Here is a 14959-nt window from a genome sequence, read left to right as displayed (position 1 = left end):
CGTCTTCCAAGACTTATCTAGTCCGCGAGACAGCCCTACTAGTTATCTCTACAAGAGATGTAAACTGTTATAGGTTCGTATGCGATCTTTGCAAGGTTAAGAATATGCACGTCCTTAGATGCTCTTCTTGCGATTTACTGTTAAAGAAGATACCGGTCTCTGTTGGCCAAAGTGCATGCTGCCCGAAATGCGGTGCAAGAGTCATCAAACGCTCATCTCTCACCCTTTCTGGTGAACTGGCTATCGCCTTTGCAGCACTTGCGCTTCTCATTCCGGGGCAACTTTTCCCTTTACTTAACATTGAGTTGTTCGCGGTTAACATTTCCACCACTGTTACAAGTGGTGCCATCACCTTGCTCGACTCGTTTCCTTTTGTGGGTGCGCTTGTTATTTTTTGTACGGCGTTTTGCCCCCTGGTCTATCTATTTGCGATTTTTGCTTCTCACCTTTCCCTTCACAATACCAATGCGAAAACGCTGTATATCGCAACATATGCCATTAAAGTCGTTCGCCATTGGGTAATGATTGATGTCTTCCTCGTTAGCCTTGCCATCGCTGCATTCAAGGTTCGAGATTATGCGGACATTATGGTGGGACAAGGCCTATTTAGTTTTGTGTTACTTCAAGTGCTCATTGCGATTCTCTTATCTCGCGTATCGCCAAAACGCTACTGGGACGCCTACAGCGAAAAGCGGGGGCAAGAATCCTCTCTGGACACAGAAAGACCAGACGGCGATGGCGAGGTCATCAGTTGTAATCACTGCGGGCTAGCCCAATGTCATTCACATGTGCATTGCAGTCGCTGCAATACTCAGCTAGAGCCGAGATTCCATCAAAGTATTCAAAAAACATGGGCCTCGCTACTTGCCGCCGTTATTTTCATTTTCCCTGCGAATTTCTACCCCATTTCCATTCTTATCACGAATGGTAAACGGTTAGAAGACACCATATTTTCGGGCGTTGCTGCCTTGATTAAACAAGGAATGTACGGCATAGCAATCATCATCTTTACCGCCAGTATCATCGTACCGGTTGTAAAGATTGTATGTCTCGCTTACATACTGATTTGTATCCATTTCAGAATTGAAAGTGGTCGCAGTCAGCGTATGAAACTCTATCGCTTTGTTAAATGGATAGGGAAATGGTCAATGATGGATCTTTGCGTGATCGCAATCATGGTGTCATTAATTGACCGAGGTAATCTTCTCGATTTCACACCGGGCCCCGGTGCCATTGCTTTCGGATTAGTTGTTGTTTTAACAATGATATCCGCAGAAAGCTTAGACTCTCGACTTATTTGGGACAAGTATGAGCAACATAAATGATTCTCAAGTGATTGAGCCTACCGTTAAGAAGGACCGAGGCATTTCTCCGCTTTGGATTTTCACCCTTCTCGCTTTTGTTTTAGCTGGTTGGCTACTCTACCGCTCCGTCAATGAAGCGGGTGAGCGCATTCAAATTTATTTTACTGACGCACAAGGCATTCAGGCCGGACGAACAACGATACGATATCAAGGTTTGGAAGTCGGTATGATTCGTCGTGTCACGCTTTCAGATGATTTGAAAAGTATCTACGCCGAAGCTGATATTTACCCTGAGGCAACGAAAATTCTTAGCCAAAACACAGTGTTTTGGGTTGTGCGACCGAAAGCATCAATCACAGGCATAAGCGGCCTTGATGCGTTGGTATCTGGTAATTATATTGCCGTACAGCCTGGCTCTGGCGCAGAGCGAACCACTTTCATCGCCGCCGATGAGCCCCCCAAAGACGCTTTTGACGACGATAGCCTGCATATACAACTCGAAGCACCTGACTTAGGCTCTCTAAGTATTGGCTCAGGTGTTTACTTTAAAAAAATTCTGGTTGGTGAAGTCTACGACTATCAACTCAATAAAGACAAAAGTGGCGTGACCCTGTCACTAAAAGTCAAAAAAGAACATGCCTCTCTTGTAACAAAAGCATCAAAGTTCTGGAACGTTAGCGGTATCAATGCCGATATCAGTCTCAATGGTCTTGATGTGCAAGTGGAAAACCTAGCCTCTGTGATTGCAGGGGGTATTGCGTTTGATTCTCCCGATGGCAGTAAACAAGCCGAGGATCTTGCAACATTTACGCTCTATAAATCGATTAACGATACAGACCGTGGCATTACCGTCGAGCTAAATTTACCGCCAGATCACGGCATTCGAAATCCTCAGTCCGCCATTCTTTATCAAGGTTTAGAGGTAGGAAGGCTTAATGGCATTGAATTCAACGCCGACTTCTCCGGCACAATTGCCACAGCAAATATTAACCCCGAGATGGCCTGGATGCTGAAATCAGGGAGTGAGTTTATAATTGAAAAACCACAACTTAACTTAAGTGGTTTTAAGAACCTTGGGAACCTGATCACTGGCAACACACTATCGCTACACCCTGGTAAAGGCGAGGATGCTCGAACGTTCTCTGCAAAAACAAAAGAGTCCATCATTGCTGATGACCCGAACGCGCTAAAGGTGACGCTAGACGCCGATAATTCATGGGGTCTAGGTAAGAACACCAAAGTCCTTTACCGTGGCCTACAAGTTGGCTTCATCAATACGACGAAACTCAATGCCGACAACGTCGAACTGGAATTGGTGATCTATCCTAATCACAAGCATCTCGTGAAGAGTAAGTCTCGCTTCTATATTCTCGGTGGCGTCACAGGCCAGATTACATCAGAAGGCGTAGAGTTTTCCGTTCCAGCAGTATCTCAAATCGCGGATCCGGCGATCAGTTTCACCAGCGAAGGAACAGAAGGAGCCGCCGAAAACTACCCTCTGTTTAAGTCTGAGATTCAAGCCCGAAATGCCAAAGAAACTGAGCGAGGCGTGACCACATTTAAACTGCTCGCTAACAAACTCCCTTCCGTGTCCGAAGGTAGCCCTGTCATGTACAAAAACTTTGAAGTTGGCAAAGTCTCCAATTTTTCTTTAATGAAAGAGAATATTGAAGTCATTGTTAATATCGAAAACCGTTACAAACACCTTATCAATCAGAACACGGTTTTTTGGAACCAATCTGGTGTTGATATAAAGGCAGGTCTTTCCGGCGTAGAAGTCAATACAGGCTCTCTTAAGTCCATCGTTGCTGGCGGTATCGCATTTGGTGATATTAAAGGTATCGACAACAAAAAGGGCCGAGACTGGATCCTCTACGATAGCCTAAGCGACGCACAGAACTTCGGCCTCGCGATTACCTTCGCCTCAACAACTGCAAATGGTCTTAGCGAAGGAAGCAACATTCGTTATCAAGGTGTTGATATTGGTGAAGTAACCCAACTTAAACCGGATTTTGAAACGGATGGCGTTGTCGTGTCTGCCATTATTTATCCCGAATATGCGGAACGAATTGCGAAAGCGACCAGCTATTTTTGGGTAGCTCAACCTACGTTGAGCTTAACAAAAACAGAAAACCTGGATTCGTTATTTGGTGCCTACATTTCTGTTGTTCCAGGTAAAGGAAACAAGCGTAAAGCGTTCACGCTGCACAACGCCGCAGAATACGCTGGTGGCCTAACCATTGTACTGGAAAGTGAAACGCGCGGTTCAGTTGCTGTTGGCACCCCTATCCTATTTAGGGATTTCGAAGTTGGCTCAGTCACGGATGTACGACTTGGTCGATTTGCCGATCGTGTACTGATTGAAATTAAGGTCAGTGACGCCTACAAACACCTTGTCCGTCAGAATACTGTTTTCTGGAACGATTCAGGCATTGATGTTTCTATTGGTTTGACCGGGGCGACGGTGAAAAGCGGCACATTAGAAAGCGTTATCAAAGGAGGCATCGCCTTCGCGACACCTGAAAGTGTCGAACTAGCAAAACCCGCGCGTTCTGATCAGCACTACTTACTGCACAGTTCTCCAAAAGATGAATGGGAACTCTGGCGTACGGCAATCCCATCCTACTAATTTAACACTTCTCAGTAAGGCGTTTTGAAATCATCAAAACGCCTTTCTTATGCTTTGCCACCGCGCCTTGTAGAGCTATGTGTAACGTTATAAACTTCGCGGTTCAATAGAACTTCATGCGAGACCTTTCTGGTGCATCCAAATATCGTATTTCCGGAGTTGTTCCTTAAACACATGGAACACACCCTGCCTTCTCATCTATCAATGAACGATTTTATCGAAGCATGTAAACGCCCTCTGCGCCGTAGCATCCGCGTTAACACGCTCAAAATCTCCGTTGATGACTTTAAAGTACGTGCAGCGGAAAAGGGATGGACCCTGTCTCCTGTTCCTTGGTGTGAAACCGGATTTTGGATTGAAGAGACTGACAGTTCAGTCCCTCTTGGCAATACCGCCGAGCATATGTCTGGACTTTTTTATATCCAAGAGGCTAGTTCAATGCTGCCTGTTACCGCTTTGTTTGACGAAGATCGCGAGTTATCGCGCGTACTCGATATGGCCGCGGCGCCGGGATCTAAAACAACGCAAATCGCGGCAGCAATGGAGAACCGTGGTGTATTGGTAGCCAACGAGTATTCGGCAAGCCGAGTAAAAGTACTGCACGCAAACCTGCTTCGTTGTGGAGTTTATAACTCTGCGCTGACCAATTTCGATGCCCGCGTGTTTGGCGGTTGGCTACCTGAAACTTTCGATGCCATCTTGTTAGACGCCCCCTGCTCGGGCGAAGGGACAATTCGTAAAGATGCAGACGCCTTTGCAAACTGGAGCCTTGAGTCCATCAATGATATTGCGAATACACAAAAGGATTTGATAGAAAGCGCCTTTCACGCACTAAAGCCAGGTGGGATCATCGTGTATTCAACCTGCACGCTCAGCCGTGAAGAAAATCAGGATGTTTGTCATCACATCAAATCATTGTTTGGTGATGCTGTTGCCTTCGAACCGCTCAATCAACTCTTCGAAAATGCTGGAGACGCATGTACTGAAGAAGGTTTCTTGCACGTATTCCCTCAGATTTTTGACAGCGAAGGGTTCTTTGTCGCGCGGATCAGAAAAACGCAAAGCGTAGGTAGCGAGATGGTGAAAAAGCGTCCGCGCAATTTCCCTTTCCAAAAAGCAAGCACGAAAGATGTTGATGCTGCTGCAAAGGCCCTTAAAGACAGCTTACAGTTGACCATCCCCAAATCTTCAAATATTTGGCTTCGCGACAAAGAAGTATGGATGTTCCCTGAGGCAATCGAAGATATTCTGCCGGAAATTAAATTTGACCGTATTGGTTTGAAGCTTGCAGAAACACATAAAAATGGTTACCGCTGGCAACATGAAACGGTAATGGCATTAGCGACTGGCAAGGAAGCAAACTGCGTTGAGCTATCAGTTGATGATGCTAAAGAGTGGTATATGGGTCGAGATGTTCGACCAGAAATAACGCCAATTAAAGGTGAAATCATTATCTGCTATCGCCAACAACCTATCGGGATAGGTAAATGGGTTGGCAACCGAATTAAAAATGGCCTTCCAAGAGAACTAGTTAGAGACGTTAACCTATTTCTTGCGTGATTGATTTTAAAAGTCTCACGCTTGAAACGCGCTCACCACCTTGTGCCAACTAAAGTTTGAAGTGTTACAAATCTCCATTTAAACCAGTTAGCGCAAGGCTCTTACGAGCCATTCCCCTAAGCCCGGAACCAGGAATCGTTCCGGGCTCTTTTTATCTATACTTGCTCAAGCTTACTGACAGTCACAAAAAAGGCTGCCATCGGCAGCCTCTTTAAATTTTTTGATTTACTTAATTAGGTAAATACCGTTTTTTTCAATTCGAATTCGGCGCTCTTTATAAAGACCACCAATGGTCTTTTTAAACGTTGCTTTACTGGTACGGAACAGTTCAAAAATTTGTGTTGGGCTGCTCTTATCATTCACTGGAAGGAAACCGCCTTTCTTTTCAAGGGTACGGATTACTTTCTCAGACAGGTCATCCACCTTGCCTTTACCCAGCTTTTGCAACGCCAAGTCAATTTTTCCGTCTTCACGCATTTGTTTGATGTAGGCTTTCAAACTATTGCCTACAAACAATTTACCAAACACTTCTGTTTTGAACAGTAAACCCCAGTGCATGTCATTCACTGCGCATTTGTAGCCCAACTCTGTTTCTTCAACCACAGTGATATGAACCTGCTCACCCTTTTCATAGCGTGCTGGTGTTTTATCAAGGAATTTGTTGAATTTGGTTGAACCAACGATACGACCTGAGGCGTTATCAAGGTATAGGTATACAAGGTAAGATTTTCCTTCTTGCATACGGATACGCTGCTCACTGAAAGGTACCAACAAGTCTTTCGGAAGCCCCCAGTTAAGGAATGCGCCGACAGGGTTAGCACTAACGCAGTTCAATTTGGCAAACTGACCAACCTCAGCCAATGGCTTTTCAGTGGTCGCAATGATGTTGTCTTCAGAGTCGAAATAAATGAACACAGAAATTTCGTCACCTAACAGTGTTCCTTTTGGCACGTAGCGCTTTGGCAAAAGAATATTGCCGTATTCACGACCACCATCAACAAAGATGCCAAATTCCACTTCTTTGACCACTGTTAGGGTGTTCACCTGACCGATCTTAATCATTGACCTTTTTACTCACTCTTTTTTAATTAGGCGCAGTATACGAGATTTACGCCGAGAGCGGTGCAGTAATTTTTGAACTCAAGTGTGATTGCCTTTTTATTGTTCTGTTCAAACGCAGACAAGCAGTTTATCTCATTCGACAAAAACCAAAAACGCCACTTCAAGTGGCGTTTATTCGTGTTTTAGCCGATGTCCCTATTTGAAAATCAACTCTACACCCGCACCTTCTACGAGCTCTATGACCTTCTTGTCTTCCTCATTTAGCAAAACAAGCACGGGTTTTTCTGCGGACTGCGTCTTTTTGATTGTATCCAAAATCAAACCTCGCACGGCTTCGTTATGTTTTGAGAAGCTATAGGGTAAAGCCGAGCAGCGATAGTCCACACCTAGCGTGAAACTTGCCAAGCAATCGACATCAACCACAACGCCATCGAAATACGCCAATAGTGTCTCTGCCAAAAGTGCGTTGGAAGGTACCTGACAGGCAAGTGATACTTTCAGTCCTTTCGCACCACGGCAAAGCCCTTGCTCTGCCAGTAAATCGATCATCGTCGCCGCTTCACTGGACGTACGGATGAAAGGAACAACAATTTCTACGGCAATGCCTTCTTTCTCCATCGCCCTTTTCAATACCTGACATTCAAAGATAAAGCCCGGCTTACCCACCTCACTAGCAAAACGTGAAACACCACGAAGTCCCATCGCTGGGTTCGCTTCAGCGGGCTCAATTTCACCACCTTTTAGAGCGCCAAAATAGAGTGCACTCTCATCGTTTAATAAGATGCGCAGAGACCTGCCACCATTCGCGTTGCTTGCTTTCACGAGTGTAGCAACGAGTTTCTGTGTTGCACTTTCTATATCAGAAAGGACTGAAGGATGTTCACCCACGAGCTCTTGATAGAGCCCGCTAAGTGCGACCAGTCCAATTTGGGCTTCAGCAGCATCCAATTGAGATGAATGCTTAAGCAAGAGTGAAGATTTCAAATCCATTTGAGACATAACGCACCAATACTACTTAGAAAAAAACAGACATGCCTATACCCAATCTCGCTGAATCCTGCATCTTCAAGTTGTTTGGGTATATAAGGCTCATTTTTTTTGATAACGATGAGGTTGTAACTCGCAACCGCCTGATTTTCGTCCATCTACTACAAAACATACCCACACCATCAAACCGTTACAAGTGAAAATATTAAATTTACATACGGTCTATCACATAGGAACAATATTCCATCAAAACGACAGAAGGCGAACAAAACTAAAGCAACTTAGAGAATAAATTGCTGAAAGATCACATCGCTACTTTTATGTGAACGAAATTTTGTTATCTTACTGCCTTCGCAACAAAGACGATGTAAGGAAGGCAGTGTCCATGCCTATTAAAACCGACGAATTAAGAACGCAAGCCGTTGACACGATGCCAACGCCCGCAGAAGTAGAGGCAGCCTCTCCAATTACTGATAGCGTGGCAAAGCACGTTGGTGACGCGCGCAAAAAAACTGAAGACATTCTGACGGGACGTGACGACCGTTTGCTGGTTGTTGTTGGCCCTTGTTCAATTCATGACCCTAAAGCGGGTTTAGATTACGCCGCACGATTAAAAGCATTCGCCGATCAACATATGGATACGCTGCACATCGTCATGCGCACCTATTTCGAAAAGCCACGTACTGTCGTTGGCTGGAAAGGCATGATCAACGATCCTGAACTGAATGGGAGCTGCAAGCTACAAGAAGGCTTGTTTAAAGCACGCCAGTTCCTACTTGATGTGAACAAACTTGGCATGCCAACCGCGACCGAGTTTCTTGATATGATCACCGGCCAATACATCGCCGATCTTGTCACATGGGGCGCGATTGGTGCGCGGACGACCGAATCACAAATCCACCGTGAAATGGCATCAGCCCTGTCTTGTCCTGTTGGCTTTAAAAATGGCACCGACGGTAACATCAAGATCGCGATTGATGCGATTCGCTCTAGTCAGACATCCCATTTGTTCTGCTCCCCGAACAAACAAGGGCAAATGACGATTTATCGCACCAGCGGTAACCCACATGGCCACGTTATTTTGCGCGGTGGACATCAACCAAACTATCAGCGCGCAGATGTCGCCAATGCTGCTGAGAATCTCTCATCATTCAACCTATTTCCAAGGTTAGTGGTCGATTTTAGCCATGCCAACTGTGAAAAACAGCACAGACGCCAAATGGATGTCGCCGCTGATATCTGCCAACAAATCATAGATGGCGACAGTTATATTGCAGGTATTATGGCAGAAAGCTTTATTACCGAAGGTAACCAAGCGGTAGACAAAGACAATATCGACGCACTGACTTACGGGCAGTCTATTACTGACCCTTGTCTGGGCTGGGAAGATACAGAAGCCATGCTTCAAATGCTGTCTGACGCCGTTAGACAGCGAAATGGAAAAGCAGCAGCTCTGTGATATTATTCGGTTAATTTTTCAGGTAACAATCAGGAAAAAATAATGCCTTCTTTCGACATCATATCGGAAATTGACAGCGTTGAATTATCAAACGCTGTAGATAATGCTACACGTGAACTCGGTACTCGCTTCGATTTCCGCAATGTAGAAGCACGCTTCGAACTTAAAAAGGAAGTGGTCAAAGTTACCTCTGAGTCTGACTTCCAAGTCAACCAGTTGTTGGAAATATTGCGCGGTAACTTGGCCAAACGTGGCGTTGACGCTCGCTCAATGGAGCCAAAGGATTTCGTATATTCTGGTAAGCAATGCTATGCCGATGTACATTTCAAAAATGGTATTGAAACAGCGGTTGCAAAAAAAATCGTTAAGATGATTAAAGACTCAAAAATCAAAGTTCAAGCCCAGATCCAAGGCGAACAAGTTCGCGTTACGGGTAAAAAACGAGATGATTTGCAACAAGTGATGCAACTTGTTCGTGAAGCTGAACTAGGTCAACCATTCCAGTTCGAAAACTTCCGCGATTAATCATCGACTTATCGTTAAAACGCCCTCTTCGGGCGTTTTAGCTTAGATAATAGTGATAACGCGGCTCGCCTTTTTATATTGTATTTTCCATCCCTTCCACTGCGGTAACTCCCAACGTTTTGGGCCATCCTTTCTGCTTCCTTTTTCATGATGAACAATCACTGTTCGCTTGATCTTGTTGTATTCCACAGAGACGTGCAATTCAGCCAATGTTAGTCGCAACGGATATTTCAACACAAAGTCTTTAAGTTCCCAGTCGGGTATACCCTCAAACGTTAAATCTTTTTCGTCAATTAATTCAATATCATCTTGAGACTCAATGCCCAACGCTATCAGGCGGTCACATAACCATGTGGATACGTCAATCGTGGGTTCTGGCTGTTTGGCTTCAAACTGTTGGAACAAATTCCAATACGCGACAGCTTCAATAAGTTCCGCCCCCACACCTGGAAACAGCTCCCCATTCAATATCTGATGGCACATGGCAAGAATTAACCCCTGGCCTTCTGCTTGTTGTTGGGTCGTTTCAATCACTCTTCCAGCATAAACGCGTTGCTTACAGTCCAGTAATACACCATCTCTTTTCTGATGCTCAACAACGACCCACTCACCTAAGCCCGCCTCTCCAATCCACTTGAACGAAATCGGGGCAAGACAGGTAGCGTAAGATGTTGTTTGTTTGCTTCCTTTGCCCGCTAAGTGAAATTGGTCAAACACAATCGCGGCTTGTGGATCTGCAGGAAAATCACTGTCACGGCTCAATACGACTTCACAGCTACCATTACCAAACGCTTGTTGACGCTTTTCTCTTCGTACATAAATGAGTTCAGCCGAGGCTTCAATGACGTTTCGGAGAAAGCGCTCGCGGTCAAATCGAGATGCTGCTTCCCATTGCGGCAATCCCAGCGCTTCTCTTAACGATGCACTGAGTACCCGCGCCTCATTCAACGCTAACGTATCAACAACAACTTCATCTGGCTGTTCACCTCTAATCACTGCCACGCTTGTGACAACGTCACACAGCGTACTGTTCCACTCTTTATATGCGTCGAATGCCAAGTCGCCGCTTTGTCTTTGCCAAACCCGCATTGGTGTTTGCAGTACCGCTGCCAAGTCGCACATGGCTTCGCGGTTGCTTTTGGTCGTCATCCCAGTAATAAGGTGTGCAAATATCGAGTCTATTGGTAGCGGATATAGCAAACGTCCATGCTCTGTCACGTGACCTTCGTCGTCGATAGAGCGCATGTTCAACAAACGTTCTTTGGCAGACTTTAGTGATTTTTCGGGTAACGATGAAAGAAACGCAAGCTCATCTAAACAATAACCGCAACAGGCCGCCGCCAGCATGGTTTCAATCAGATCCTCTCGTTCTAACTCTGGTGGCGTAAATAACTCCAATGGCGCATGTGCACCATAGAGTTTTTCACAAAAGCCCGCCGTAATTCGTCCTGCACGGCCGGCGCGCTGTTTCGCACTGGCCTGAGAAATAGCGTGCAATGCCAACGCTGTGCGCCCGTTTCTCTGATGCGTCCTACGCTCTAATCCCGTATCAATAACGGTGACAACACCAGGAATAGTCAGCGACGTCTCAGCGACATTGGTGGCCAATACAACACGCTGCCTTTCCCCCATTTCCAATGCTCGCTTTCGGTCTGCGTCGGACACGGATGCATGTAACGGAATCACGTCGGCATCAAGATGTTTTAGTAGGCCCTGACAAGTGTTAATTTCCTTCTTGCCCGGTAAGAAAACAAGAACATCACCACCCCGTTCAATTGCAGTTTCTGCGACAGGAACAAGTCGCTGTTCAATGTCTCTTGCATTCGGCATAAACTGACTATCACGCGCATGGTAGCTAACCGTGACACCGTAACTCTCGACATTTGCTTTGAGTACGTCTGCGTCAAAATAGTGGGAAAGTCGGTCACTATCCAATGTGGCAGATGTGATCATCAACCGATGTTTATCATTCTTAAGTAATAGTGCCGCGAGTAAATCGGTTTCTGCACGCCTTTCATGAAACTCATCAATCATGACAACTTGAAATTGCGCCAGTTTATCTTCTGAAAACCAACGTAAAACAACACCCGGTGTTGCAAATATGATGTTGGTATTTTCATTGAAACAATAATCAAACTTAATGGCATACCCCACATCAGAGCCGACGTCACAGCCTAGGGATTCCGCAACAAACGAAGCCAAAGAAGTACAGGCAACACGTCTAGGCTCCACAACAAGCACTTTTCCCAGTGACATAGCCCAAACAGGTAATCTTGTTGATTTACCTGTACCTGTATCGGCTTGAACGATGATATTTCTTGTTTGAATGGTGCTTTCGACATCGCTTTTTAACGGATCGAGAGGAAGCTTTAAAGGCGTAGGCGTTGTCATTACTACTTATTTATGTAAAAAGTCAGATTTGCGTAGTTTAAACGAAACGCCAGAAATATGCAGGAACCGACGCATCTTGCTTACCAATACTGAACACAGCCGTATTCACGGTAATTATTCATCCCCGCGATGTCATACTCACTCAGGTGGTTTGCGTGTCTTTTAATTTGCATCGGCGTTAAAGGTAATGTCACATTCTGTACAAATGTGTCGCTATCCACCCCTCAATATTGGACAACTTCACTGTTTTGAAAGCTCTTATGAGTCAAAGCCACTTTCACCTTGAATACCTTGGGTCAACAACACTACACTCTTAGGGCAATTCACCTATGATCTTCCTTAATTGTATTTTCCTGTCTTATTGTCCTGAAACAAATTGAGTTGTTTTCATCCATGCATAATCAAAAACGCCCCCTATATATCCCTTACGCAGGGCCTGCTTTGCTTGAAACTCCGCTGCTGAATAAAGGCAGTGCATTTTCCGTAGAAGAACGCATGTTCTTTAACCTTGAAGGCTTGTTGCCTGAGGCGATTGAGTCGATTGAAGAACAAGCAGAACGCGCTTACAAGCAGTACATGCGTTTCGACAATGACATGGATAAGCACATTTATCTGAGAAATATCCAAGACACCAATGAAACCTTGTTTTACCGACTGGTGAATAATCACATCACCGAAATGATGCCAATCATCTACACACCGACGGTAGGCGCAGCGTGCGAGAACTTTTCTGAAATTTATCGCAGAGGTCGTGGCCTATTCATTTCCTACCCAAACCGTTTCCGTATTGATGAAATGCTAAATAATGCCTCTCGTCACAACGTAAAGGTTATCGTAGTCACCGATGGTGAACGTATTCTTGGCCTTGGTGACCAAGGAATCGGCGGCATGGGCATTCCTATTGGTAAGCTGTCTTTGTACACCGCATGTGGTGGCATCAGCCCCGCCTATACACTCCCTATAGTGCTTGACGTCGGTACAAACAACCAACAGCGCCTTTCTGACCCGATGTACATGGGTTGGCGTCATACTCGCATCTCTGGCGAAGAGTACGACGAATTTATTGAAGAATTCATTCAAGCCGTGCAACGCCGCTGGCCCGATGCTCTCATCCAGTTTGAAGACTTCGCGCAGAAAAATGCGATGCCAATATTAGAGCGTTATAAAGATCGCGTTTGCTGCTTTAACGATGACATCCAAGGAACTGCTGCCGTAACTGTGGGTTCTTTGATTGCGGCTTGTAAAGCTGCCGGCACTAAGCTTTCGGAACAACGCATTACCTTCTTAGGTGCGGGCTCTGCTGGCTGTGGTATCGCGGAAGCCATTATCGCTCAAATGGTCTCAGAAGGCATTAGCGATAAAGAAGCTCGCTCTCGTGTGTTCATGGTCGACCGCTGGGGTTTATTGATCGATGCAATGCCAAACTTGTTAGATTTCCAACAGAAATTGGTGCAGAAATCAAAATCCATTGAAGATTGGGCTTTGGCAGACCAAAACATATCGTTGCTTGATGTGGTTAACAACGCGAAGCCTACAGTATTAATTGGCGTTTCTGGCGCACCGGGTCTGTTCACTGAAGAAATAATCAAAGCCATGCACAGCCATTGCGAACGTCCTATTGTCTTCCCGCTCTCTAACCCAACAAGCCGTGTCGAAGCAACACCGTTCGATATTCTCCGTTGGACGAATGGCGAAGCATTGGTTGCTACAGGTAGCCCTTTTGAACCTGTTGTATTGGACGGCGGTAAAACCATTGCTATTGCGCAATGTAACAACAGCTACATTTTCCCGGGCATCGGACTTGGTGTACTTGCTGTCGACGCAAAACGTGTTACCGATGAAATGCTGATGGAATCAAGCCGAGCACTCGCAGAATGTTCACCTCTCGCGAAGGAAGGTCATGGACCCTTGCTGCCTGCTTTAGAGGAAATTCAGACAGTTTCTCGACACATTGCCATTGCCATTGCGAAAAAAGCGATTGAACAAGGTGTCGCACTGGAACTCACTGAAGATGCGCTACTTGAACGCATTGATGCTATTTTCTGGCAACCAAAGTATCGTCAATACAAACGAACATCATTCTAGACCGTCCAACGTTTGACCATCTGAGCCTCCGCATTGCGCTGTAATGTGGAGGTTCTTTTTGTTATTTCATGCGTTTTCGTATAACCTTCTGGTTCTGCGCCGTTTTAATACCTTTCTTATCGAGATGTCATTGCGAAAAGTATTTTTAGCCATCAGTGCCTTTTTTATATTGTCTATCGCTTCCATCGTGGCGATGGATTTATGGGTAACGCTAAACGCATCCGACCGAATATACACATCTATCGAACAGATCCCGCAGCGTCACATCGGCTTGGTTCTTGGTACCAGTAAGTACATCGGCAGAACACGCAACCCGTATTATACGTATCGCATAGAAGCCGCTCAGCAACTCTATCAAGAGAACAAGGTTGACGTATTGCTCCTAAGTGGCGACAACGCCCACCGATCCTATAACGAACCCTGGACAATGAAGCGCGATATGCTGAAAGCGGGTATTCCAGAATCGCGTATTTATCTTGATTACGCGGGCTTTAGAACACTGGATTCAATCATTCGCGCAAAGCGGGTGTTTGACGCTGATGAGTTTACCTTGGTCACACAAGCATTCCATTGTGAACGCGCTTTGTTTATCGCGGACTACTACAACATTGACGCTATATGCCTTGCCGTTCCAAGCCCGTCAGGATTATCTGGATTGAAGATCCGCGCAAGAGAAACACTCGCACGTGTAAAAGCCGTCCTCGATATCTATGTACTGAACAAGCAGCCTAAGTTCCTTGGTCCCAAAGAATCCATCTTGGTCGAGCCATCAAGTGCGCCACAACCATCTCTGGCTGACTAGCCCACCTCCGTGCAAACATCTAATCATCACGACGTTGTGATTAGCCTTCATTAATGGGTGGATTAATACCCATTTAAAAATTGGCACCTCTCAAATAAAAACACTCGCGTAACACCTTGTTAATATTGTGCGTTTGAGCTAATTCCCCTTAACCA

10 protein-coding genes are annotated in these 14959 nt (G+C 45.5%); 7 read left to right on the top strand and 3 right to left on the bottom strand.

Going from position 1 to position 14959, the window contains the following annotated elements:
• The first annotated feature begins 104 nt into the window (after window positions 1-104).
• The 3 genes from B5D35_RS09570 to rsmF all read left to right on the top strand — a co-directional run bounded on the left by B5D35_RS09570 (window position 105) and on the right by rsmF (window position 5493).
• Window positions 105-1325: a paraquat-inducible protein A gene (locus B5D35_RS09570; RefSeq protein ID WP_078752361.1), complete on the top strand. Its 1221-nt coding sequence runs from the start codon at window positions 105-107 to the stop codon at window positions 1323-1325.
• Entirely contained in the window at window positions 1309-3933 is a 2625-nt protein-coding gene (locus tag B5D35_RS09565; protein WP_078752360.1) for an MlaD family protein, read from the top strand. Before B5D35_RS09570 ends, B5D35_RS09565 begins: the two co-directional genes overlap by 17 nt.
• A gap of 132 nt (window positions 3934-4065) precedes the next feature.
• Window positions 4066-5493, top strand: a complete 1428-nt coding sequence (gene rsmF / locus B5D35_RS09560) for a 16S rRNA (cytosine(1407)-C(5))-methyltransferase RsmF (RefSeq protein WP_078752359.1) — start codon at window positions 4066-4068, stop codon at window positions 5491-5493.
• Between the two features lie 225 nt (window positions 5494-5718).
• On the opposite strand, the gene B5D35_RS09555 is transcribed toward rsmF, so the two are convergent.
• Together B5D35_RS09555 and B5D35_RS09550 are read right to left on the bottom strand one after the other, a co-directional pair.
• Window positions 5719-6555, bottom strand: a complete 837-nt coding sequence (locus B5D35_RS09555) for a CvfB family protein (protein WP_078752358.1) — start codon at window positions 6553-6555, stop codon at window positions 5719-5721.
• Between the two features lie 195 nt (window positions 6556-6750).
• A complete protein-coding gene (locus tag B5D35_RS09550; protein WP_078752357.1) occupies window positions 6751-7554 on the bottom strand; it encodes a putative PEP-binding protein in 804 nt (267 codons plus the stop codon).
• A 373-nt stretch (window positions 7555-7927) separates the two neighbouring features.
• Between B5D35_RS09550 and B5D35_RS09545 the strand changes: the two genes are divergently transcribed.
• Both B5D35_RS09545 and B5D35_RS09540 read left to right on the top strand, forming a co-directional pair.
• A complete protein-coding gene (locus B5D35_RS09545; protein ID WP_078752356.1) occupies window positions 7928-9001 on the top strand; it encodes a 3-deoxy-7-phosphoheptulonate synthase in 1074 nt (357 codons plus the stop codon).
• Between the two features lie 42 nt (window positions 9002-9043).
• Window positions 9044-9526, top strand: coding sequence for a YajQ family cyclic di-GMP-binding protein (locus B5D35_RS09540; protein ID WP_078752355.1), 483 nt, complete (start codon window positions 9044-9046; stop codon window positions 9524-9526).
• 42 nt (window positions 9527-9568) lie between these two features.
• On the opposite strand, the gene B5D35_RS09535 is transcribed toward B5D35_RS09540, so the two are convergent.
• Window positions 9569-11917 (bottom strand): helicase-related protein, encoded by a 2349-nt coding sequence (locus tag B5D35_RS09535; RefSeq protein ID WP_078752354.1) that lies wholly within the window; start codon window positions 11915-11917, stop codon window positions 9569-9571.
• Window positions 11918-12310: 393 nt separating this feature from the next.
• Between B5D35_RS09535 and B5D35_RS09530 the strand changes: the two genes are divergently transcribed.
• On the top strand, window positions 12311-14002 hold the full coding sequence (locus tag B5D35_RS09530; protein ID WP_078752353.1) for an NAD-dependent malic enzyme: 1692 nt from the start codon (window positions 12311-12313) through the stop codon (window positions 14000-14002).
• 124 nt (window positions 14003-14126) lie between these two features.
• Window positions 14127-14804 (top strand): SanA/YdcF family protein, encoded by a 678-nt coding sequence (locus B5D35_RS09525; RefSeq protein WP_078752384.1) that lies wholly within the window; start codon window positions 14127-14129, stop codon window positions 14802-14804.
• Window positions 14805-14959: the final 155 nt, after the last annotated feature.

Origin of the sequence: Enterovibrio nigricans DSM 22720, from assembly GCF_900167155.1 — a bacterium.
In the GTDB taxonomy this organism is placed as follows: domain Bacteria; phylum Pseudomonadota; class Gammaproteobacteria; order Enterobacterales; family Vibrionaceae; genus Enterovibrio; species Enterovibrio nigricans.
The sequence above is the reverse complement of the archived record's forward strand: the minus strand, read 5'-3'. Positions and strand labels throughout refer to the sequence as shown.